This is a genomic window from Kribbella orskensis, assembly GCF_004342085.1.
Lineage (GTDB): Bacteria > Actinomycetota > Actinomycetes > Propionibacteriales > Kribbellaceae > Kribbella > Kribbella orskensis.
Genome location: NZ_SLWM01000004.1, coordinates 79656 through 101380, shown reverse-complemented (window position 1 = coordinate 101380; position 21725 = coordinate 79656). Strand labels below are relative to the sequence as shown.

The window sequence follows — 21725 nt, the reverse complement described above, 5'->3', positions numbered from 1 at the left end:
GCTGGGACGGACCGAGGATTACTGTCATGGCCAGTTCGCGTCACCAGCCGCCGAGGCCGATACCCTCGTCCGTCGACGAGGGAGCATGGCGCATCCGCGAGAACGCCGAGAACTTCCCGGTCGCGCTGCGGTTCCTGCCGCGTCGGTATCGCGGCCACCTGCACGCGATCTACGCCTACGCCCGGATGGTGGACGAGATCGGGGATGCGTTCACCGGTGACCGGACTGCCCGGCTGCACGCGCTGGCGACGGACCTCGGCACGATCTGGTCGGGCGATCAGCCGTCCGACGCCGTACTCCAGAGGCTGGCCCGGACGGTGCACGACCGAGCGATGTCGGCCGAGCCGTTCGAGCACCTGATCGAGGCGAACCTGCAGGACCAGGTGGTGTGGCGGTACGAGACCTTCGACGACCTCCGCCGGTACTGCGCCCTGTCCGCGGAACCGGTCGGCCGGATGGTGCTGGAGATCTTCGGGCAGGCGACTCCGGAAACCATCGCGCGATCCGACCAGGTGTGCGGCGCGTTGCAGCTGCTCGAGCACTGGCAGGACGTCGGTGAGGACAGACTGGCCGGTCGCGTGTACCTACCGCAGGAAGACCTCCGGCGGTACGGCGTCGGTGAGCACGACCTGGATCAGGAGAACGCGGGTCCGAAGCTCCGCGAGTTGATGCGGTTCGAGATCGAGCGGGCCGCCGGCCTGCTTGGTGAAGGGACGGCGATCGTGCGGCAACTGCAGGGATGGGGAAGGGTCAGCGTGGCCGGCTTCGTCGCCGGGGGACAGGCCACCGTGTCGGCGCTGCGGCAGACCGATGGCGATGTGCTCGGCCGGTCCGCGCGGCCGTCGCGGCTCACCACGGCAATCCGGGTCCTCGGCCTGCTGGCCGGCCGGCGGTCGGTGCGATGAGCACGATCGAGCAGGCGTACGCGACTTGTGAGCAGATCACCCGGACGGAGGCCGGCAACTTCTACTACGGCATCCGCCTGCTGCCGCAACCCAAACGATCCGCGCTGTGCGCGGTCTACGCGCTCGCGCGACGGATCGACGACATCGGCGACGGTGACGACGCGACCGCGAACAAGGAGACCGCGCTCGCCGCGGTGCGCAAGGACCTCGGCAGGCTGGACGAGAGCAGTGACCCGGTGCTGACCGCGGTGAACGACGCCGCACGCCGGTACCCGGTGCCGCTCACCGCGTTCGAGGAGCTCATCGACGGTGTCCAGCTGGATCTGGGCGAGGTCCGGATCGCCGACTTCGACGAGCTCGTCGTGTACTGCCGTCATGTCGCCGGATCGGTCGGCCGCCTGTGCCTGTCGATCTTCGGCAGTAGCACCACCGACCCGAGGACTTCCCTGTACGCCGACCAGCTCGGGATCGCCCTGCAGCAGACCAACATCCTGCGCGACATCCGTGAAGACCTCGGCAACGGCCGCGTGTACCTCCCGCAGGATGAGCTCGATCGGTACGGCACGGAACTGCGCGTCGACGAGCTCGGCACCCTGGAGGATCCCGCCGGCCGACTCGCTGCCTACATCCGGTACGCCGCCGGTCGCGCGGGCGACTGGTATTCGCTCGGCCTGCGGCTCGTCCCACACCTCGACCGGCGCAGCGCGGCGTGCTGCCGGGCGATGGCCGGCATCTATCACCATCTGCTGGGTCGCATCGCTGCCGATCCGGTTCTCGTCTACGACCAGCGGTTGTCGCTCGGCGCCGCCGAGAAGGCGCGCGTCGCCGTGACCGCCCTGGCCGGAGGAGGACGGCGATGATCACCCGGCGCGTCGGAGTGGTCGGAGGCGGCCTGGCGGGTCTGACCGCAGCACTGCGATGCGCCGACGAAGGTCTTGGGGTCACGTTGTTCGAAGCACGCCCACGGCTCGGTGGTCTCACTTACTCGTTCCAGCGCGACGGGCTGTGGATCGACAACGGCCAACATGTGTTCCTGCGATGCTGCACGGCGTATCAGGGCCTTCTGGAGCGGCTGGGTGTCGCTGACCGGGTGACCGTGCAGGACCGGCTCGACGTACCGGTTCGCAGTGAACTCGATCGACGAGGCGGTCGACTTCGCCGTACGGGACTGCCTGCACCACTTCACCTGGGATCGACCTTGGCGCGCTACCGGTGGTTGAGCCCGGCGGCTCGCGCGCGCGTGGTGCGCGCGGCGTTGGCGCTCGGTCGGGTGGACCGCACCGATCCGGAGGTCGACCGCCGGTCCTTCGGCGACTGGCTCACCGCGCACGGCCAGGATCAGCGGGCCATCGAGACGGTCTGGGACCTCATCGGCATCGCCACGCTGAATGCTCCGGCCGAGCGAGCGTCCCTGGCGCTGGCCGCGACGGTCTTCCAGGTGGGCCTGCTGGAGTCCGCCGCGGCGGCCGACATCGGCTGGTCGCTCGTACCGCTGCAGGAATTGCACGGCGACGCGGCGTCGCGTGCGCTCGCCGCGGCGGGGGTGACCGTGCGAACCCGGTCCAAGGTCCGTGACGTCGTACCGGCCGGTGACGGCTGGACCGTGGACGGTGCCGCCTTCGACGACGTCGTACTGGCAGTTCCGCCGTCGGCCGCGGAGATGCTCGCGCCGGCAGGCGCGATCGAGCTGGAGTCGGGGTGGGCGGAGGAGCTGGGCAGTACGCCGATCGTCAACCTTCACGTCATCTACGACCGGGTCGTGCTCGACGAGCCGTTCTTCGCGGCCGTCGACAGCCCGCTGCAGTGGGTGTTCGACCGCACCCATCAGGCTGGACTCAGTCGGGGACAGTACATCGCGGTGTCATTGTCGGCGGCGGAGGACCTGATCGACACACCGGTTCCGGAGTTGCGCGACCGCTTGCTGCCGCACTTGGAGCGGCTGCTGCGGATCACCGACGAGGCGCGGTTGGTGGAGTTCTTCGTCACCCGTGAGCGGCAGGCCACGTTCCGGCAGCGGCCTGGCACGGCTGGACTGCGTGCATCAGCGCGTACGGCGCTGCCCGGTCTGTACCTGGCCGGTGCGTGGACCGACACCGGCTGGCCCGCAACCATGGAGGGCGCCGTCCGCAGCGGAGAGGCCGCGGTGGCCGCCTTGCTCCAAGGACGCCCCGCTGAACGTCGGGAGGCAGTGGTATGACGATCACCGCGGAAACCCTCGACCGCAGTCGCGGCCTGGTCGCACCGGCCCTGCGCCTGGCTGTCGAGCGCCTTGATCCGTTCACCCGGTTGGTCGTTTCGTACCACCTCGGCTGGTCCGACGAGCACGGTACGCCGACCGTGGCGAACCCGGGCAAGACCTTGCGGCCAGCGCTCGCCCTGCTCGCCGCCGAAGCCGTGACCGGCAGGCCCGAACCGGGGTTGCCGGGCGCGGTCGCGGTCGAGCTCGTCCACAACTTCTCCTTGCTGCACGACGATCTGATGGATCGCGACACCGAACGGCGCCATCGTCGGACCGTGTGGGCGGTCTGGGGCGACGCGACCGCCGTACTGGCCGGGGATGCGCTCCTTTCCCTCGCCCACGAAGTGTTGACCGAGGGTGAATCTCCGGACGGGCAAGCGGCCGGCCGGGCGTTGGCAGTGGCAACTCGGGAGCTGATTCGTGGGCAGGTGCTCGATCTCGCCTTCGAACAACGCAACGACGTGGGGCTGGACGAGTGCCTCGACATGGCGGCCGGCAAGACCGGAGCTCTCCTCGGGGTCAGCGCAGCGATCGGCGCGATCCTGGTCGGCGCCTCGCAGCCGGTCGTGTCGTGCCTGTCCAGGTTCGGTGCCGAGCTGGGGATGGCATTCCAGCTCGTCGACGACCTGCTCGGGATCTGGGGATCGCCCGAAGTCACGGGCAAGCCGGTGTTCTCCGATCTTGTCGCGCGCAAGAAGACCCTGCCGGTCACCTGGTCGCTCGATCACGGTGGCGAGGCCGGGCGGGAGCTGGCCGCCTGGCTGCGCCGCGACGACGCTCCGACGGACGGCGACCTCCGGTACGCCGCTCAGCTGATCGAGCGTTCCGGTGGTCGCGACTGGGCCGTCCAGGAAGCGCGAGACCGCATCGGTCTGGCCGAGCAGGCTCTCGACCAGGCAGGGCTCGACGGCGGCGCCCGGAGCCGGCTCGGTGAGATCGCCCGGTTCGTGATCGAGAGGCAGTCGTGACGGCCGGCGAGCGCATCGATCGAGTGGTCGGTACGACGGACGGCGTACGGACAGCCCTTGATGCGGCCGTGGAACATCTGCGCGGGCGGCAGCACGAGGACGGGTGGTGGAAGGGCCTGCTCGCCACCAACGTGACGATGGATGCCGAGGACCTGATGCTCCGGACGTTCATCGATGTCGCCACGCCGCGGACGAACGAGGAGACGGCTCGCTGGATCCGTTCCCAGCAACGGGTCGACGGTTCATGGGCGACCTTCCACGGCGGGCCGGGCGACCTGTCGACCACTGTGGAGGCCTGGGTCGCCCTGCGCCTCGCCGGGGATCAGCCCGAGGCGCGGCACATGCGCCACGCCGCGGAGTTCGCGACGCGCGAGGGCGGGGTCGAGCGGGCTCGGGTGTTCACCCATGTCTGGCTTGCGCTGTTCGGGCTGTGGAGCTGGGATGACTGTCCTGCGCTGCCGCCGGAGATCATGTACCTGCCGGCATGGGCGCCGCTCAACATCTACAACTGGGGTTGCTGGGCTCGGCAGACGATCGTGCCGCTCACCATTGTCAGCGCCCTCGAGCCCGTGCATCCGGTGGAGTTCGGCATCGCCGAGCTGAAGACCGGGGCACCGCCGGCGCCACGACAACCGGCGTACAGCATCTCTGGGTTCTTCCAGCGGCTCGACATAGTCCTGCACGGCTACCGTCGGCGGCCGCTCAAACGCCTGCGGCAGAAGGCGATGCGCCTCGCCGTCGAATGGATCCTGGCGCGTCAGGAGGCCGATGGCGGCTGGGGCGGCATCCAGCCGCCGTGGGTCTACTCGCTGATCGCACTGCACCTGATGGGGTATCCGCTCGATCATCCCGCGGTGCGCGCCGGAATCGAGGGGCTCGACGGTTTCACCGTTCATGCCTCCTCGTCCGACGGACCTCTCCGGTGGCTGGAGGCCTGCCAGTCGCCGGTGTGGGACACGGGACTCGCTCTTGCGGCGTTGCTGGACGCGGGTGTGCCGGCCGACGATCCGGCCGTCCTGAAGGCGACCGACTGGTTGCTGGGCGAAGAGATCCGGGCCGGAGGTGACTGGCAGGTGCGCCGGCCTGAGCTGCCGCCGGGCGGGTGGGCCTTCGAGTTTGCCAACGACAACTATCCCGACACCGACGACACGGCCGAGATAGTGCTTGCCTTGCGTCGGGTGGATCATCCGGATCCCGCCCGGGTCCGGGCGGTGATCGATCGCGCGGTGCTGTGGACGACCGGGATGCAATCTCGCGACGGAGGGTGGGGTGCGTTCGACGCCGACAACACCCACACGCTGGCGAACGCGTTGCCCTTCTGCGACTTCGGTGCCGTCATCGATCCGCCGTCGGCCGACGTCACCGCTCATGTGGTCGAGATGCTCGCTGCCGAGGGGCACACGGACGAGGAGCCGTGCCGTCGGGGCGTACGGTGGCTGCTCGATGCGCAAGAGGCTGATGGGTCGTGGTTCGGTCGCTGGGGTGCCAATCACGTCTACGGCACCGGCGCGGTCGTCCCGGCTCTGATCGCAACGGGGATGCCTGCCGACGCGCCCGCGGTACAGGCGGCCGTGCGCTGGTTGGAGAATCACCAGAACGACGACGGTGGCTGGGGCGAGGACCTGCGCTCGTACGACGATCCGGTCTGGATCGGTCGAGGTGAGTCGACCGCTTCGCAGACCGCGTGGGCGCTGCTCGCTCTGCTTGCCGCCGACGAGGACTCGGTCGCGGTCGACCGGGGCGTCGAGTATCTCGTCCGCACCCAGCGCGCGGACGGCGGCTGGGACGAGGACCTCTACACCGGCACCGGCTTCCCGGGCGACTTCTACATCAACTACGAGATCTACCGGCTCGTCTTCCCGATCTGGGCGCTCGGCCGCTACGTCGCGCGGAGCGCCCGATGACCGGAATCGTCAGTACGCCGTTGTGGTCCGAGTGGCTCGCACTCCACGACCGGCTCACGGCCGACGTCGTACGCACCGGTCGCTCGTCGAACGGCGGCCTGACCGATGGGCAGCCAATCCTGGTCGCCGGGGTGGCCGGTGCTCTTGGCAACGAACTCCGGCCCGGCGACCTGGTCGTCGCGGACGAGATCCGGGGGGACGCCGAACCCCTGCCCAGCCACGCGTCGCCACTGCTCGTGGGTGCTTTGCGGCGGGCCGGCCTGCGGGTGCACCGCGGGCCGATCGTGACGACCCGGCGAATCGTCGACGCGCCGGATGCTCGCCGTACGCTCGCAGCAACCGGAGCCCTGGCGGTCGACACCGAATCCGCGCTGGTCGCCGCGGCCGCACCACCAGGACTGGCGGCCGTGATCCGTGCCGTCGTCGACACGCCGGATCATCGCCTGCTTCGTCCGGGGACGCTGGTGCGTGGGCCGAAAGCCTTGTGGGCCTTGCGTCGCGCCGCGCCGGTCATCGACGCCTGGGCCGCCGCGTCCGGCGATCGCGAAGTCGTCCTCGCCGGACCGAGGTCCTTCTGCGCGGGCGTCGAGCGCGCGATCGAGATCGTGGAACGTGCGCTGGTGAAGTACGGGCCGCCGGTGTACGTCCGCCGGCAGATCGTGCACAACAGCCACGTCGTCCGCGAGCTGGAGCGACGCGGCGCGGTCTTCGTCGACGAGGTCGCCGAGGTCCCCGAGGGCAGCGTCACGGTGCTCGCCGCCCACGGCGTCGCCCCGCAGGTGCGGACCGACGCCGCGGCCCGCAACCTCCGGATGATCGACGCCACCTGCCCGTTGGTCGCCAAGGTGCACAGCGAAGTACGCCGTTTTGTTGCTCGCGGCAACACCGTGTTCCTGATCGGGCATCGTGATCACGAGGAGGTCGTCGGCACCCAGGGGGAGGCGCCCGGCCAGGTGGTCGTGGTGGCTGACCCGGACGAGGCCGGGCGGGTGCGCGTCGCCGATCCGCGGCGGGTCTCCTACGTCATGCAGACCACCCTCGCCGTCGAGGAGGCCGAGCAGACCGCGGCCGTTCTGCGGGACCGATTCCCCGCGCTCAACGGTCCACGCAGTGACGACATCTGCTACGCCACCACGAACCGGCAACAGGCGGTCCGTGCCGTCGCCCGGGACGCCGACCTCGTGCTCGTGCTGGGATCAGCGAACTCTTCCAACTCCCAGCGGCTCGCGGAGGTCGCCGCGGCCGAGGGAGCCCAGGCGTACCTCGTCGACGACGCGAGCACCGTCGACCTGCGCTGGCTGCGCGGCGTACGTCGTATCGGCGTCACCGCCGGAGCATCCGCGCCACCTCAGCTCGTCGACGACCTGGTCCGGTGCCTGTCCGGCCTCGGCCGGGTCGCGGTCACCGAGACCAGAGTCGCCGACGAGGACATTCGATTCACCCTGCCCAGGGAGGTGAGCTGACCGTGGCCATGCCACTGCGTCAGTCGATCCGCCTCGGTGGTTATCTGCTCAAGCAGAAGCTGCTGCGACGGGAGAAGTTCGCACTGCTGGTCGAGCTCGAACCGTTGTTCGCGTGCAATCTCGCCTGTGCCGGCTGTGGCAAGATCCAGCATCCCGCCTCGATCCTCAAGCAGCGGATGCCGGTCGAGCAGGCGGTGGCCGCGATCGAGGAGAGCGGCGCCCCGATGGTGTCGATCGCCGGCGGCGAGCCCCTGATGCACAAACAGATCGACGAGATCGTCCGGCAACTGCTGGACCGGCGGAAGATCGTCTTCCTGTGCACCAACGCGTTGCTGCTACCCAAGCACCTGCACAAGTTCACTCCGCACCGCAACTTCGCCTGGATGGTCCACATCGACGGGCTGCGCGAACGCCACGACGCATCGGTCTGCAAAGACGGCGTGTTCGACGAGGCGGTCGCCGCGATCAAGCAGGCCCAGGAGGCCGGGTTCCGGGTGATGACCAACACCACCTTCTTCGACACCGACACGCCGCAAGACGTCATCGACGTGCTGGACTATCTCAACGACGAGCTCGGCGTCGACAACATGCAGATCTCACCCGGGTTCGCCTACGAGAAGGCGCCGGACCAGGAGCACTGGCTCGGTCCCGATGAGACCCGGCAGCTGTTCGCGAAGGCGTTCGCCGGTGGCCGCCGGAAGAAGTGGCGGCTGAACCACTCGCCGCTGTTCCTGGACTTCCTGGAGGGCAAGGTCGACTTCTCCTGCACGGCATGGGCGATCCCGTCGTACTCGCTCAAGGGCTGGCAACGGCCGTGTTACCTGATGGAGGACGGGTACGTCGCGACGTACCAGGAACTGCTGGAGGACACGGACTGGAATGCGTACGGCCGGGGCCAGGATCCGCGGTGTGCGAACTGCATGGCGCACTGCGGCTACGAGCCGACGGCCGTGGTGGCGACCATGGGGTCGCTGCGGGAGACCATCCGCGCCGCGGTCGGATCATGAGCAGGTCGGACGTCGACGAACGCCGTCGCCCGAACACCGGGCTGCTGGCCACCCTGGCTTCACCCGCCGATCTCCAGCGGTTGCCGGCGGTTGATCTGCGTAAACTTGCCGACGAGATCCGTGAACAGCTCGTGCGTCATGTCACGCGGACGGGCGGGCACCTCGGGCCGAACCTCGGCGTCGTCGAGCTGACGATCGCGCTCCACCGGGTCTTCACGTCGCCGCAGGATGTCATCGTCTGGGACACCGGGCACCAGACGTACGTGCACAAGATGCTGACCGGTCGGCTCGGTCGCTTCGACACCCTGCGGCAGGCGGGCGGACTGTCGGGGTATCCGAGCCGGTCCGAGAGCGAGCACGACATCATCGAGAACTCGCACGCATCGACGGCGCTCTCGTACGCCGACGGCCTGGCGAAGGGGTTTCAGCTGACCGGCTCTCTCGAGCGACGGGTCGTCGCGATCGTGGGGGATGGTGCGATGACCGGTGGGATGTGCTGGGAGGCGCTCAACAACATCGCGGCCGCGCCGGACCGGCCGGTCGTCATCGTGCTCAACGACAACGGGCGATCGTACGAATCGACCGTCGGATCCCTGGCCGTCCAGTTGCGGGCATTGCGGACAGGGACGGCGCGCGGCAACGTCTTCGAGCAGCTTGGGCTCGCGTACCTCGGCCCAGTCGACGGTCACGACACCTTGGCTCTGGAGGCGGCGTTGCGGACCGCCGCCCTACTCCAGCACCCGGTCGTGGTGCATTGCCTCACCCGCAAAGGCGCCGGCCACGCTCCCGCCGAACTCGACGAAGCCGACCACCACCACACCGTCAACCCGGCCCGCGCCGATGTCGCCACGAGCCAGGTTCGCGGACCCGCCTGGACGGATGTGTTCGGGCAGGAATTGGTGGCGATCGCGGACGAGCGGGAGGATGTGGTCGCCGTGACAGCGGCGATGGTACGGCCGACCGGTCTGTTTCCCTTGGCCTGCCGGTATCCCGAGCGCGTGTTCGACGTCGGGATCGCCGAGCAGCATGCGGTGACGTCGGCTGTCGGGCTGGCGGTGGCGGGGCTGCATCCCGTGGTCGCGATCTACTCGACATTCCTGAACCGCGCCTTCGACCAGGTACTGATGGATGCGGCGCTGCACCGCGCACCGATCACCTTCGTCCTCGACCGCTCCGGCATCACCGGTCCGGATGGTCCGTCCCACCACGGAATGTGGGATCTGGCTCTGTGCGGATTGGTGCCCGGCATGCGGGTCGCGGCGCCTAGGGACGCTCAGCAACTGCGGCTCCTACTGCGCACCTGTGTTGATCACCAGGCTGGACCCACCATGCTCCGGTTTCCGCGCGGACGTAGCGGAGCTGCGCTGCGTGCCACCGGCAACATCGGTTCAGCCGAACTGCTGACCGACAGCCGACCAGAGGTGCTCGCTGCCGGGCAGCCCGAGGTGCTGCTGGTGCCTGTCGGTCCGCTCGCGGCGGCAGCAGTGGACGCGTCGCATCGGCTTCGGGAGCTGGGAATCCGCACGACCGTCGTCGATCCCCGTTGGATCATCCCCATCGAACCCGAGCTCGTCCGTTTCGCCGGCGAGCACCGACTGGTGGTGACGATCGAGGACAACACACTGCCCGGTGGATTCGGCGATGCGCTCGCACGGGCGCTCCGGCGTACGGCGTCACGCCCCGAGATCATCACGCTTGGTTTGCCCGGTGAGTTCGCCCCGGCGGGGGAGCGTGCGGACCTTCTTCATACGTACGGGCTCGACGCCGAAGGCATCACGCATGCCGTCGCAACCGCCGTGTGAGCAGACCTGCGCTGATGGCGTCTGTCGGCTATGTCTTGCTGCTCGGTGAGCTGCCGGCGCGGCGCATCAGCTCGATCAACGTCTCGGCACCGCGGCGCCGCCTCGCGGAGCGCACAATCTCCAGGTACGCCATAACCTCCGAGCTCGACAGTGCGCTGCCACGCGGTGGGGGCGAGGACTCTTCAAGACCGCGCGGTTCGCTGGTCTGTGTTATCAGTGGTGTCAGGAGGAGGCTGTTCGCGGGCGACTAGGCAGCGGCCGATCAGGACGATTGGCCGTCCGGTGCGCCGAGGCCGCGGGCGGTGTGCCGCAGGGTGGCGTTGTCCTCGGTCGACCGCCAACGGACAACGGCTGCCCGTTCACCCGCCCTCGACCGGGCGGCGGCGCTGAGGTCGTCGATCTCGTCCACGTTCGTGATGAGCAGTACGGCGACAGCCTCGCGTGTCCCGGAAAGGTCTGACTCGATCGTCGAGACATCGAGGTGGACCGACCGATCGCGGGCCCATCGAATGACGACCCGGAGCTGGAGCTCGTCCACCCAGTACGTCGGCCGTCGCGGATGCCAGTCCTTGTCCCGGCTGGGCGGATCGACCTCGGGGAGTGCTTGCCGGACTGCGTCGTACAGGGCCTCCCGGTAGGTCTGAGCGCTGCGATCGTCGGCGCCGAAAGTGACGCGTTGCAGCCCGACCTCCTTGGGCAACCGCCCGCTGACGGCTGTAACAGCAACGACCACGCCCACGAGCATCGATCCGAGGGCGGTGAGATCGCTGGCGCCGCGGAAAGCGAGGAGTACCCCGACAACGACGAGCGCGAGCCCGCCGAGCCCGAGGCCGACCCTGATACCGGGTCGCAAATCGGCTGCCACAACCCTCCACATCCTTAGGTACCTCCATGATCACTCTTCGCTGGCACGAAGTCACGTCCAGTGGTGACCTTGTCCCTCTGATCCCTGGGCAGCGCGCCAGCAGCGGGGGAAGCGGTCACTATGTGCGACTCCCACCCAAAGGCTGCATATGACGTCCATATGACGCCTGACAGTGCCTTGGCGATCTCGACCATCTGCTGCTTGGCGACAGTGAGGCCGCCGACAGGACCGAGGTCCCGTGGTGGTCGCATCATTGCGACAGGAGTGAGCCAACATGCCGGCCTGAGTCGGCACCGCGGCGGTGTTCGTTGTCCGCTGTACGTGACCGTCCGCGCAGGGATTCCCTGAACCTTCGCAATGGATCTTCCTCCGCGAGCACGCACGACCTAGGTTGTGGTCCAGTATCCCCTGCGTCGACACGGAGGCTCCGATGGCGCCGAAGACCTGGACCACCACCGTCGCCCTGACCGCGACTGCTGCACTGACCCTGGCGACCGGGCTGACAGCGCCCGTTGCCAGCGCGAAGCAGCCGACCGGCACCACCACGGCGAAGGCGTTGGTCTTCATCCCGAACCCAGTGCAGTCCAGTGGTGACCAGACGCTCACCGACCAGAAGGACTCCGCGACGGCGGTCCCCCGCGGCGAGTACTACGAGGTCACCCTGACCGACCTGGACGGCTCTGGCTATCTGCGCGGCACGTGGGCGAACGTCCGTAGCAGCACCGGCACCCCGGCATACAGCACGGACGGCACCTACTTCTACAACCGGCACGACGACCAGTTCGAGCAGGTGATGTCGTACTTCTGGGGCACCGAGGCACAGAAGTACCTGCAGTCGCTCGGCTTCGGCGGCGAGCTACCGCCGGTGAATGCCGAGAGCCAGGACTACAAGATCAACCAGTACGGCGTGGACAACTCGTTCTCCTGGGACAAGCACGACACGATCACACTCGGCAAGGGGGGCGTGGACGATGCCGAGGACGGCGAGGTGATCGTGCACGAGACGGGGCACGCCGTGCACGACGCCCAGGTGCCGGGCTTCGGGTCCTCGCTCGAGGCCGGCTCGATTGGCGAGGCATGGGGCGACTACTTCTCGGTGACCGTCGGCGACTGGGTAGCGAAGAAGTACGGCGTTCCGGTGAACGCGCCGCTGGCATGTGTGATGGACTGGGACTCGACGTCGTACACGTCGACGACGCCGCACTGCCTGCGCCGTCTGGACGCCGGCAAGCACTATCCGGAGGACGTAGTCGGCGAAGTGCATGCGGACGGTGAGATCTGGTCGCAGGCGCTGTTCCAGATCCGTACCGCGCTCGGTCCGAAGGTCGCCGACCGGATCATCGTCAACGCGCAGTTCGGGTTCGCTCCGGACACCAGCTTCGCCGCTGCAGCCCAGCACACGGTCGCGACCGCACAGTCGATGTACGGAGTCACGCAGGCCGCCGTCGTCCGGAAGGCATTCGCGGATCGCGGCATCCTCTAACCGCGCAGGTGTTCACGGCGCGAGCAGTGCTCGCGCCGTGATGCGTGACGGCCTAGCAGGCAGGTCATGGAAGCCTCCGGCGGATGGTGTGGCATCGATCCGCACGACCCGGACAGATTGCCTGGGGAACCTGGACGCTAGCCTCGCTCAGCCAGCGACGTCACCAGTGGAGCGGTTATGTCGTCAAGTGAGTGCACGACAACGGATGCGAGGCCGAGGGCGTCCTTGTCGGGCGGAAAGGCCTTGTTGGGAACTGCGATGACGCGCAAACCCGCCCGGGCAGCCGACCGCAGTCCGTTGCTCGAGTCCTCGATTGCAACCGCCTGCTGCGCGTCGACAGTCAACTGCCGCACCACCTCCTCGTAGACCGCGGGTGCCGGCTTGCCGGCCTGGACCTCCTCGGTGGACACGCTGACACGGAACTTGCTTGCCAAGTTCGCAGACTCGAGGACCGCGTCGATCAGCTGTCGCGGTGACGACGACGCCAGTCCCAGCGGCCAGTGGCTCGCGAGTCGTCGTACGACCTCGATGGCGCCGGGCAGCAGCGGCAGCCGTAGCCGGTATCGGCTCGCCATGCGGTCGATGACTTCGGCCGCCACGTCCTGCGGCCGGCCAGGTACATCGATCACCGCCGTAAGGTAGTGCGACCACTCTGGCGTGCTCATGCCCTGCAATGCACGGGTCGCGTCGGCGGGCCAGGGGCGGCCGGCTTCGGCGGCGACTCCGCGACGGACCTCGTCCCACTGCTGCTCGGAGTCCACCAAAACACCGTCAAGGTCGAAGACCACTGCCTGTATCTCGCGGTCCGCCATTGCACTCCCTGGGTCGGTCGAAGCCGATCGCTTGCTTGTTCAAGCCTGCTGGCCACAAGAGGAGATGCCAACCGCCCGGACCACGGAAGGCATATCCGAACCCGCAGAGGCCCTGCTCGCCAAAGACCCGGCCGACCGGCTGACCGTCGAGCAAACCACCACCGCCCTTCACATCCTGCCTCCCGACCAACCTGAGCCAAAACACCGTTCCGACCGCTGAGCCGGGCTGTGGGGGTCGTCTTGATGCGATCATCGACTGATGGATGTCGTGTCGATCAACGAGCTGGCCGCCGAGCGACTTGCGAAGGCGGTGGCCGCCGAGAGTGGGCGCAGTTCGGTCACCGTCTACAGCAGACCCGGTGCGCGCCTCCGGCAGACCCTGACTGCGCTCGCCGCGGGCCGGGTGATGGGTGAGCACAAGAGTCCTGGGGATGCGTCGCTGCTCTGCCTGCAGGGTCACGTTCTGGTTCGCGCCGGTGACGCACAGGTAGAGCTGGGTCCAGGTGACCTGGTGGCGGTGCCGCCGCAGCGTCACGACGTCGAAGCCCTGGAACCGTCCGTACTACTGCTCACAGTTGCCTTGCACTGACCGAACTCGAACGACCGGCAAACGAAGGGGTCAGTTCGGTGGGCATCCTTCAAGCAGGTCATGCCGACCGCTCATGCGCGCCAGCCGCTGGGTGGCGGACAGTTTGGCTAGCTGGTGGCACCCCGCGGTGATCGCATCCTGCAAGGTGGGCCAATGGTCGACGCACCAGTAAGGATCGTCGGGTTGGCGGTCGTGGTCGTCGTCGATGTCGGCGCACCAGCCACCGGTGAAGACGTGATGGATGTGCAGTCGCAGGTTCATGGTCGTGTGCTTGTCGAGTGAAATCAGAACGGAAGTAACCGACCTGACGGGGTACGAAGGTCGAGGGCTCTCGGGCGCCTGCGCCTGATCGTTCGGATCGGCCTTGGCCGAACCAGGACCTGGTGCATCGGATTCACCTCCTCCGAGGGTGCTGCCGCACGCCACGGTGCCGGGCTGGTGTTTGATCTCACTGGTACGACGACGCAGCCCGTCGAAATGTGACGTGGCGTGCCAGCCCTGCTCTGACAGCGGGCATGGGGGAGCGGCACCGGGCGCAGGATGAGACCCCGTCCTAGCACACAGTTACGGGAGTTAGCGTTACCGGCTTGCCTAGCCGGGCAGTGGGATCGCGATGACCTCGCCGATGTCGGCGCAGACGCCGCAGTTCGACACGTATGCCTTGCCGTCCCGGAGCGCCAACCCTGTCGGCATCATGAGACCTTCGCTGGCGATGACCGTGCGCGAGCCGTTCGCGTCCACGCGGATCAGCGCACCCGTCGTATCACCCGACAGCAGGCCGTTGTGGGCGATCTCGAGCACGTAGAGCGAGTGGTCGGGGCCGAATGCGATGTCGATGATGTTCGTGAACCCGCTGGCGACCACCTCGGGTTGTCCGCCCGGCTCGACCCGGTAGACGTTCGCGCCGCCGACCGGGAAGGGGAACCCGGTTAGCTGACCGACGTACAGCGCGCCGTCCGGACCGCGGGTCACTGTCGTCGGCACGGCCTGCATCGGGATGTCTGGGCCACCGAACGGGCTGGGCACCGGTCGCGGTGGGAACACCGCGAGGGTTGAGATGCGTCCGGGTTGGCGCACACCCAGGAGGGAGTTGCCGCCGGCGTCCGCGACCACCTGGCCTCCGGCCGTGGAGAGCAGACCCTGCGGGTTGCTGTCGGGGAGTCCGCCGTCCGGATTGTCCGACAGCTCGAACCCGCCGATGTCGGCCACCAGCCGGAACGTCCCCTTCGACGGCTTGGCACGGACCAGAGTCGCGGCCGTCTGCCCCTCCGGAGGCAGTGCCGTGCGGAGGGCCGGGTCGGCGCCGAGGCCCAGCGTCACGTACAGGTTGCCGCTTCCATTCGGTGCCACGTCAGACGGTCCGAAGACCTCGGGCGTCCCCTGCAAGGCGAATGACGGGAGTCCGGTGAGGACCCGATTCTGATGGCCTCGCTTCACCTCTGTGACCGCGCCGGTGGCGCCGTAGCAGATCTGTCCGAGGGGGTGTGGGAGGCATGGGCTGGTGCCGCCCACGCCCGCTTCGGCGACGTACAGGGTGCCGTTCGGGCCGAACGCCAGGCCGCGAGGGCTGTCGAGCCCCGATGCGACCACCTGCCACGGTGAGTCCTGGCTGACTGCCGGCGTAGCCGGCAGGACGGCGAGACTCAACCCGGTGCTCAGTGCTATGCCGATGATCATCGTGCGCCGGAACATGTGCCCTCCCTGGTAGTGCACCCCCTTCTCCCGAGTCTGCTCACGACCGTCCCAGCCGTCCATAGTTCGCATCGCCCCATCAGCTTCGGGCTCTGACGAGACATCAAACGGCCGGCACCGACGTTGCCTCCGGCTACCGGCAGAGAGGCGCCGCGCACGGGCTGTGCCGCGCAACCAGCCTGCGCTGACGACCCGCCGCCCGCACAGTCAGTTGCCTTTTGTGGCCGGGGTCGGCTAGGTGACCATGATGACCTTGCCGGTGGCCTGGTTGCTCTCCAGAAATTGGTGGGCGGCCGACAGATCGTCGAGAGGGAAGATGCGGTCGATGGTGGGCTGGTACGCGCCGGACTCGACCTGGTTCACGACGCGTTGCAGCGCTGCGGTGTTGCCCATGGCGTCGTTGCTGTGGAACGAGGTGAGCTTGGTGCCGGAAGGGATCATCGCGATGGGCTCGAAGTCAGGGATGAGCCAGCCGCTGAGCGAGCCGGAGATGCAGACACTGCCGCCGTGACGAACAAGGCGAAGCGAGTCGAGCGCCGTACAGGTACCGACCAGGTCGAGGATGTGGTCCGGCCCGGTGGGCCAGAGTGCGTGGACGTCGGCGGTCAATCGGCCGTCGTCGAGGAACGCGTGCCGGCTCTGCAGAGTGGCGAGCTTGTTTTGGCTGCGCGTGGTGGCGGCGGTCTCGATGCCGGCGGCCGACGCGATGGTCGCGGCAGCCATTCCGACGGACGAGGTGCCACCGCGGATGAGCAAGCGGTCACCCGAAGCCACACCGAGCGCGTCCAGTGACCCCTGTGCGGTCAGGTAGGCCTCGGGAAGCGCGGCGAAGACCTCCCAGGGCAGCGCCGTGGTGATCGGCATCAGGAGTGCGTTCGGCAGTACGGCGAACTCCGCGTAGCCACCGTCGAAATCGCGACCCATCTCACCCATCACGGCCGCGACTGTCGTGCCTTCCGGCAACCGTGAATCGGTCGAGGCGGCCACGATCCCGACGCACTCGATGCCCAGCACGCGCGGGAAGCTGACGCTGGGGGAGTGTCCTTGGCGGGTTCTCAGCTCGGAGCGGTTCAGCCCCGCGCCCTTGATCTGCACCAGGCTCCAGCCTTCCCGAACGGCTGGGACCGGGACCTTGCGAATCTCCAGCACCTCGGGACCACCCGAGCGTACGCACACCACTGCTCGCATCATCATGCGGTCACTCTCGCCGACAGCTAGCTTGGCTGAACACCGGTAAGATGCCATTTCATGCCCGTTGCCCGCCAAGTCCCTGAGACGTCACGATTGCTGCCGTCCGGTGGTGTGCATCTCTGGCGGTCCGGCGGAGCCAGCGCGCCCCAGTCGCACTCCCGTGGTCACCTGGTGTACGCCGCCCGCGGCGTACTTTCCGTCCACACGGAGCGCGGTACGTCGATCGTCCCGGCCAACCGCGCCGCCTGGACTCCGGCCGGCTTCACGCACTACCACCAGGCCCACAGCACGACCGACATGCGGATAGTCTTCCTCTCCACGGCCATGGCCCGTCGCGTATCCGACCACCCAGTCGTGTTCGCGGTCTCGGATCTCGCCCGCGAGGTGATCCTTGCGCTCACCGGTGATCGCAGCCACCACAGCGACGCCGAAGCTCGCCTGCGCAGAGTCCTCGTCGACGAGCTGCGGGAAAGTCACGAGCAGTCACTCGACCTGCCGGAGCCACACGACGACCGCCTGCGAGCCGTCGCGCAGGTCCTTTACGACCACCCCGACGACAACCGGTCGCTAGCCGAGCTCGGCCACCTGATCGGCGCAAGCGCCCGCACCCTCAGCCGCCTCTTCCACGACGAGCTCGGCATGACGTACTACGAGTGGCGCACCCAGGTGCGCATCTACCACGCGCTGATCTTGCTGGCCGACGGTCACACCACCACCCACATCGCCCACGCCTGCGGCTGGTCCAACCCCAGCAGCTTCATCGCGGCCTTCACCGCTCTCGTCGGCTCTACCCCGGGCCGCTACCGAAACCCCTAGCTGCCCGAGGCAACAAAAAGGCCGCTGACCCTGGGGCCCGCGGCTCTGTCTGTGTCCTAGGAGGGACACGCACCTCAACCTCGATCTCGAGACCTCCACCTCGGCGACAAGATCACCGTCGAAACCGAACAACTGGACCCGACCGGCCACCGCATCGGCTCACGAGCCGAAATCACAACCGCCGTCAAGGCGACCGCCCCCGACGACAACACCCCCACCCTCGAGTTCCCCCTCCGCTGACGCGCGGACCCACCCATGTACCTAGACGTACTGCGGCGCCCTGGGAACATCACGCTGCCCAGACCTCGGCGCGCCCTGCCAACGGACCACCGCGTATCCGATCACCCCCGTTCAGCTCGTCAGCCTTGTCGTCGTCGATATCGAACTGGTTGAGCAGGTTCGCCCGGCAGGATGCTGATGCGTAGCGACCACACATGACCTACCTGCGACGCCGGGCCCGCTCCGTCTGGGCAGATCTGTATCCGGGCTGTGGCATGGATGGACGTTTGCGGGCCTCCAGAATCTGATCGCCCCGTCGCTCCGGGGTCGATCGGTAGCTCGGCTGATGGCTCGTGACCGCGCCTAGGTCCGTGCCGGGAGCGGGCGGAGGGGCCGGCGCCTCAGGTGTGCTACCCGGCTGGCTGCGCTGTGCGTGTCAGTACGCATGCTTTCTTGGCGTCTGCACCTGATCATGGGATCGGGAACGCATGGCGTCCCGGTCTGGTCAGGGGTCGTGGTGTGAGTTGGACGTCGAGGCGTGGCGATGACGGGTTGGCAAGTCGCGGTGGCTGGCGTGGCGGGTGCGCCCGGCGTCGTACTCGGTCTGTTGCTGTTGCTTCGTGGACCACGCGTCGTCGGTGCGCTGCTCGTAGCGCTCGGCTTGCTCCCGCTGGCCCTCCTCTCGCCCGACTCATCGGTGGCGGGCCGGTCGCCACCGCACGGCCTCGGCCTCCTCCTCGCGGTGGCCTCCGTCGCCGGGTGGGTGTGGCTGTACGTCCCGCCTGCGTTGCTCGCTGCGTACTTCCCGGACGGTCGACTCGGGCGCGGCTGGTGGGTGCTCCCGGCGGGCTGGGGCGTTTTCCTGGTCGCGTTCCACGTGGCGGTCGCCCTGGACGCGGACAACTATGGCGACCGTGCCGGACAGATCCCGGGCAGCCCCCCGGTGGAGGTGCCGCGCTCGGTCGCCAGCGTGCTCGGCATCGGCTCGCTGGTCCTGCTGCTCGCGTTGCTGGTCGGGTCGGTGGCCCGCGTGGTCGTGCGCTTCCGCCGAGGAGGAGACGTGGTGCGACGACAGCTGAAGTGGTTCGCGTTGAGCATCCTGCTGCTGCCGATCGTCCTGATCGTCACCTGGGCGGCGTACCTGCTCACCGACGTCGCCGGGGTCGTGGTCCAGGTCGGGCTGTTGCTGGTCTTCGTCAGCATGCCGGTCAGCATCGCCATCGCCGTCCTGCGGCACGACCTGTACGACGTCGACACCCTGGTCAGCCGCACGGTTGCCTACATCGTGCTGACCGGTGGCCTGGTGGCGGTGTTCGCGGCCGTCACGGTGGGGATCGGGGTTGTGGCGGGACGTGGCTCCGATCTGCCGACCGCGGTGGCGACGCTGGTGTGCGCGGCCGCGTTCGGACTGCTGCGGCGCCGGGTGCAGGTGGTCGTCGACGCCCGGTTCGACCGCGGCCGGCGTGACGCCTTGATCCGGCTGGACCGGTTCCTCGACGAGGTGCGAGATGGTCGCACCGGACCAGAGCAGGTCGAGTCGGCGTTGCGTGAGGCGCTGCACGATCCGGAGCTGCGCGTGGTGTATTGGCTTCCCTTCGACCCGACGACGCCCTGGCGTACTGGTGACGGCGAGCCGTCGGCTCGACCGGAGGACCCTGCGCTGGACGTCGCCGTGGCCGGCAGACTGCTGGGCTCCGTCGGCTACGACCTGGCCGTGCGGCGCCCCCGGCTGCTCCGGGAGGCGCTGCGAGCAGCGCACCTGCCACTGGAGCTGGCGCATTCCCGCATCGCTCTGCGCCACGCGTTGGCCGAGACGCGTGCCTCGCGGGCGCGCCTGGTCGAGGCCGGCGACGCCGAGCGTCGCCGGCTCGAGCGCGACCTCCATGACGGCGCCCAGCAGCGGCTGGTCGCGATCGGGATGTTCCTGCGGCTGGCGCAGCAGCGCGCGGACCCGGCCGATCCACTGCAACAGGTGCTCGGTACCGCCGTACGGGACCTGCAGGAAGCCCTGGGCGAGCTCCGTCAGCTGGCCGGAGGAGTACGCCCACGCGGGCTGGACGAGGGGCTCTCGGCCGCGATCCGCGGGCTGGTCCGGACCAGCCCGGTGCCCGTAGAGGTCCACCTGACCTCCGATCCCGTACCGGACGTGGTGGCGACGACGGCGTACTACGTGGCTGCCGAGGCGTTGGCGAACGCGCTCAAGCACGCAGAAGCCCGATCGGTCGTCATCGACGTCACCCACCGCAACGGGGACGTGCGGGTGGTGGTGTCCGATGACGGTCGCGGCGGCGCCACGGTGCGCGCCGGGTCCGGGCTCGCTGGGCTGCGTGACCGCGTGGCGGCGACCGGGGGTGAGCTCGGTGTGGAGAGCAGCCCTGGCATCGGTACGCGAGTGGAGGCGAGGCTGCCGTGCGGATCGTGATCGGCGAGGACTCCGCCGTCGTACGCGAGGGTCTGGCGCTATTGCTCGCCCAGGCCGGCCACGAGATCGTTGCACGTGTTGGAGACGCGCCCGGGGTGGTGGCGGCGGTGCTGGCGCACGAGCCCGACCTGCTCGTCACCGACATCCGGATGCCGCCAACCATGAGCGATGACGGTGCCCGCGCGGCGCGGGAGCTCCGGACAATGCGGCCAGGGCTCCCAGTGGTGCTGCTGTCCCAGCACATCGAGACGACCCAGTCGACCGAGCTCGTCGCGACGGGAGCCTTCGGCTACCTGCTCAAGGACCGGATCCTCGACCTCGACGACTTCCTCGACGCCCTCCGCCGGGTCGCGGCCGGAGGTTCGGCGCTGGACCCCGAGGTGGTCGCGTCGCTACTGGCGCCGATGCATCCCGAGCCCGCCTTCGCCCAGCTGACCGAGCGCGAGCGCGAGGTGCTGGGCCTGGTCGCGGAGGGCCGCTCGAACGCGGCAGTGGCACGTCGGCTCCACACCGCCGAGCGCACGGTGGAAACCCATGTCCGGCACATCTTCGTCAAGCTCGGACTGTACGACTCCGACGACGACCACCGCCGCGTCCTGGCAGTGCTGGCCTACCTGCGCAACAGTTCGTAGGGCTCCGGCTCCGTCCGCGGGTCTCGCCGTCGGAGCAGTGCCATCGCGGCCAGTCCGAAGCCGATCGCCTGTACTGCGGTCCCGATCACGTCCGAGAACGGGAAGCTGATGGCGTGGAACACCGGCCAGGCCATCAGCCCGAACCCCGCGAGCCGATTCGCGGTGTGCGCCCGTACCAGGGCCAGGCCGAGCAGGAACGTGCCCAGGAGGTTGCCCAGGACGAAGAGCAGATAGACCCAGCGTGTCAACGGCTCGTCCAGGACCGCCTGCAACACCGTGACGTTCTGGCTCGTCGAGCCGCCGGCCTTGACCATCGCGGCCGTGGTGAAGCCCTGGAACACCATCGCGAAATAGCAGACGTATGCCGCGGCCGTGAGCACACCGCCGACAAGGCCCAGACGCGCGGCACGGACGCGGACCAGTCGCATCACGCCGAGGACGGCGGGCACCAGCAGCAAGGCGCCGGCCAAAGCGGCCAAGCTGGCCCAGCGGTCCAACGTGAGGTGCTCACCGGTCAGGGCGAGGTCGCCGCTCGGTTCGAGGTCATCACCCCCGTGCAGGGTCGTAACCGCGTGGCCGACCTCGGCGCCCACGATGAGCCAGGGGGCGAGAAACATCGCGAGGGCGAGTCCGACACGGCGCGTCGTCGCGGTGCGCACGAGCGGATCGCGCGCGTCCAGAGCGAACTCTTTGGTGCTGGTCATGGCGACTCCTTC

19 protein-coding genes are annotated in these 21725 nt (G+C 68.6%); 13 read left to right on the top strand and 6 right to left on the bottom strand.

Going from position 1 to position 21725, the window contains the following annotated elements; translation table 11 throughout:
* The first annotated feature begins 26 nt into the window (after positions 1 to 26).
* The 8 genes from hpnC to EV644_RS12720 are packed head-to-tail and all read left to right on the top strand — an operon-like array spanning position 27 to position 10288.
* Entirely contained in the window at positions 27 to 905 is an 879-nt protein-coding gene (hpnC, locus tag EV644_RS12755) for a squalene synthase HpnC (RefSeq protein ID WP_132188456.1), read from the top strand.
* A complete protein-coding gene (hpnD, locus tag EV644_RS12750) occupies positions 902 to 1765 on the top strand; it encodes a presqualene diphosphate synthase HpnD (RefSeq protein ID WP_132188455.1) in 864 nt (287 codons plus the stop codon). Before hpnC ends, hpnD begins: the two co-directional genes overlap by 4 nt.
* Entirely contained in the window at positions 1762 to 3102 is a 1341-nt protein-coding gene (hpnE, locus tag EV644_RS12745; RefSeq protein WP_132188454.1) for a hydroxysqualene dehydroxylase HpnE, read from the top strand. The genes hpnD and hpnE overlap by 4 nt, the downstream gene beginning before the upstream one ends.
* Positions 3099 to 4112, top strand: a complete 1014-nt coding sequence (locus tag EV644_RS12740; protein ID WP_132188453.1) for a polyprenyl synthetase family protein — start codon at positions 3099 to 3101, stop codon at positions 4110 to 4112. The genes hpnE and EV644_RS12740 overlap by 4 nt, the downstream gene beginning before the upstream one ends.
* Positions 4109 to 6016, top strand: a complete 1908-nt coding sequence (shc, locus tag EV644_RS12735) for a squalene--hopene cyclase (RefSeq protein ID WP_199239782.1) — start codon at positions 4109 to 4111, stop codon at positions 6014 to 6016. Before EV644_RS12740 ends, shc begins: the two co-directional genes overlap by 4 nt.
* Positions 6013 to 7479 carry a 4-hydroxy-3-methylbut-2-enyl diphosphate reductase gene (ispH, locus tag EV644_RS12730; RefSeq protein WP_132188452.1) on the top strand — a complete coding sequence of 489 codons (1467 nt, stop codon included), beginning with the start codon at positions 6013 to 6015 and terminating at the stop codon, positions 7477 to 7479. The genes shc and ispH overlap by 4 nt, the downstream gene beginning before the upstream one ends.
* 8 nt (positions 7480 to 7487) lie before the next feature.
* Positions 7488 to 8486 carry an adenosyl-hopene transferase HpnH gene (gene hpnH, locus EV644_RS12725; RefSeq protein ID WP_241998120.1) on the top strand — a complete coding sequence of 333 codons (999 nt, stop codon included), beginning with the start codon at positions 7488 to 7490 and terminating at the stop codon, positions 8484 to 8486.
* The gene (locus EV644_RS12720; protein ID WP_132188450.1) at positions 8483 to 10288 is read left to right on the top strand and encodes a 1-deoxy-D-xylulose-5-phosphate synthase; all 1806 of its coding nucleotides are present in this window, start codon (positions 8483 to 8485) and stop codon (positions 10286 to 10288) included. Before hpnH ends, EV644_RS12720 begins: the two co-directional genes overlap by 4 nt.
* A gap of 262 nt (positions 10289 to 10550) precedes the next feature.
* Here the strand turns inward: EV644_RS12720 and EV644_RS12715 are convergent, their stop codons facing one another.
* Positions 10551 to 11153: a hypothetical protein gene (locus EV644_RS12715; RefSeq protein ID WP_132188449.1), complete on the bottom strand. Its 603-nt coding sequence runs from the start codon at positions 11151 to 11153 to the stop codon at positions 10551 to 10553.
* Between the two features lie 430 nt (positions 11154 to 11583).
* On the opposite strand from EV644_RS12715, the gene EV644_RS12710 reads away from it, so the two are divergent.
* Entirely contained in the window at positions 11584 to 12636 is a 1053-nt protein-coding gene (locus EV644_RS12710; RefSeq protein WP_132188448.1) for a M4 family metallopeptidase, read from the top strand.
* A gap of 137 nt (positions 12637 to 12773) precedes the next feature.
* Here the strand turns inward: EV644_RS12710 and EV644_RS12705 are convergent, their stop codons facing one another.
* Positions 12774 to 13448: an HAD family hydrolase gene (locus EV644_RS12705; RefSeq protein WP_132188447.1), complete on the bottom strand. Its 675-nt coding sequence runs from the start codon at positions 13446 to 13448 to the stop codon at positions 12774 to 12776.
* A 259-nt stretch (positions 13449 to 13707) separates the two neighbouring features.
* Between EV644_RS12705 and EV644_RS12700 the strand changes: the two genes are divergently transcribed.
* Entirely contained in the window at positions 13708 to 14037 is a 330-nt protein-coding gene (locus tag EV644_RS12700) for a cupin domain-containing protein (protein WP_199239781.1), read from the top strand.
* A 30-nt stretch (positions 14038 to 14067) separates the two neighbouring features.
* Here the strand turns inward: EV644_RS12700 and EV644_RS12695 are convergent, their stop codons facing one another.
* The 3 genes from EV644_RS12695 to EV644_RS12685 all read right to left on the bottom strand — a co-directional run bounded on the left by EV644_RS12695 (position 14068) and on the right by EV644_RS12685 (position 16995).
* The gene (locus tag EV644_RS12695; protein WP_132188445.1) at positions 14068 to 14298 is read right to left on the bottom strand and encodes a hypothetical protein; all 231 of its coding nucleotides are present in this window, start codon (positions 14296 to 14298) and stop codon (positions 14068 to 14070) included.
* A gap of 330 nt (positions 14299 to 14628) precedes the next feature.
* Positions 14629 to 15801: a ScyD/ScyE family protein gene (locus EV644_RS12690; protein WP_199239780.1), complete on the bottom strand. Its 1173-nt coding sequence runs from the start codon at positions 15799 to 15801 to the stop codon at positions 14629 to 14631.
* 162 nt (positions 15802 to 15963) lie between these two features.
* Entirely contained in the window at positions 15964 to 16995 is a 1032-nt protein-coding gene (locus EV644_RS12685) for a zinc-binding dehydrogenase (protein WP_199239779.1), read from the bottom strand.
* Between EV644_RS12685 and EV644_RS12680 the strand changes: the two genes are divergently transcribed.
* From EV644_RS12680 to EV644_RS12670, 3 genes are all read left to right on the top strand, one after another.
* Positions 16978 to 17736, top strand: coding sequence for a helix-turn-helix transcriptional regulator (locus EV644_RS12680; RefSeq protein WP_132188444.1), 759 nt, complete (start codon positions 16978 to 16980; stop codon positions 17734 to 17736). The two genes, EV644_RS12685 and EV644_RS12680, sit on opposite strands and share 18 nt — an antisense overlap.
* A 763-nt stretch (positions 17737 to 18499) precedes the next feature.
* On the top strand, positions 18500 to 20377 hold the full coding sequence (locus EV644_RS12675) for a sensor histidine kinase (protein ID WP_132188443.1): 1878 nt from the start codon (positions 18500 to 18502) through the stop codon (positions 20375 to 20377).
* Entirely contained in the window at positions 20365 to 21009 is a 645-nt protein-coding gene (locus EV644_RS12670; protein ID WP_132188442.1) for a response regulator transcription factor, read from the top strand. The genes EV644_RS12675 and EV644_RS12670 overlap by 13 nt, the downstream gene beginning before the upstream one ends.
* Here the strand turns inward: EV644_RS12670 and EV644_RS12665 are convergent.
* On the bottom strand, positions 20988 to 21713 hold the full coding sequence (locus EV644_RS12665) for a hypothetical protein (protein ID WP_132188441.1): 726 nt from the start codon (positions 21711 to 21713) through the stop codon (positions 20988 to 20990). The genes EV644_RS12670 and EV644_RS12665 overlap by 22 nt on opposite strands.
* Positions 21714 to 21725: the final 12 nt, after the last annotated feature.

Coding starts and splice junctions, on each gene's coding strand:
- ispH (WP_132188452.1), top strand. CDS start 6,013: ATGACCGGAATCGTCAGTACGCCGTTGTGGTCCGAGTGGCTCGCACTC.
- EV644_RS12665 (WP_132188441.1), bottom strand. CDS start 21,713: ATGACCAGCACCAAAGAGTTCGCTCTGGACGCGCGCGATCCGCTCGTG.
- EV644_RS12675 (WP_132188443.1), top strand. CDS start 18,500: ATGACGGGTTGGCAAGTCGCGGTGGCTGGCGTGGCGGGTGCGCCCGGC.
- EV644_RS12710 (WP_132188448.1), top strand. CDS start 11,584: ATGGCGCCGAAGACCTGGACCACCACCGTCGCCCTGACCGCGACTGCT.
- EV644_RS12720 (WP_132188450.1), top strand. CDS start 8,483: ATGAGCAGGTCGGACGTCGACGAACGCCGTCGCCCGAACACCGGGCTG.
- EV644_RS12740 (WP_132188453.1), top strand. CDS start 3,099: ATGACGATCACCGCGGAAACCCTCGACCGCAGTCGCGGCCTGGTCGCA.
- EV644_RS12690 (WP_199239780.1), bottom strand. CDS start 15,801: ATGCGAACTATGGACGGCTGGGACGGTCGTGAGCAGACTCGGGAGAAG.
- EV644_RS12700 (WP_199239781.1), top strand. CDS start 13,708: ATGGATGTCGTGTCGATCAACGAGCTGGCCGCCGAGCGACTTGCGAAG.
- hpnC (WP_132188456.1), top strand. CDS start 27: ATGGCCAGTTCGCGTCACCAGCCGCCGAGGCCGATACCCTCGTCCGTC.
- hpnE (WP_132188454.1), top strand. CDS start 1,762: ATGATCACCCGGCGCGTCGGAGTGGTCGGAGGCGGCCTGGCGGGTCTG.
- EV644_RS12695 (WP_132188445.1), bottom strand. CDS start 14,298: ATGAACCTGCGACTGCACATCCATCACGTCTTCACCGGTGGCTGGTGC.
- EV644_RS12680 (WP_132188444.1), top strand. CDS start 16,978: ATGCCCGTTGCCCGCCAAGTCCCTGAGACGTCACGATTGCTGCCGTCC.
- EV644_RS12705 (WP_132188447.1), bottom strand. CDS start 13,448: ATGGCGGACCGCGAGATACAGGCAGTGGTCTTCGACCTTGACGGTGTT.
- hpnD (WP_132188455.1), top strand. CDS start 902: ATGAGCACGATCGAGCAGGCGTACGCGACTTGTGAGCAGATCACCCGG.
- hpnH (WP_241998120.1), top strand. CDS start 7,488: ATGCCACTGCGTCAGTCGATCCGCCTCGGTGGTTATCTGCTCAAGCAG.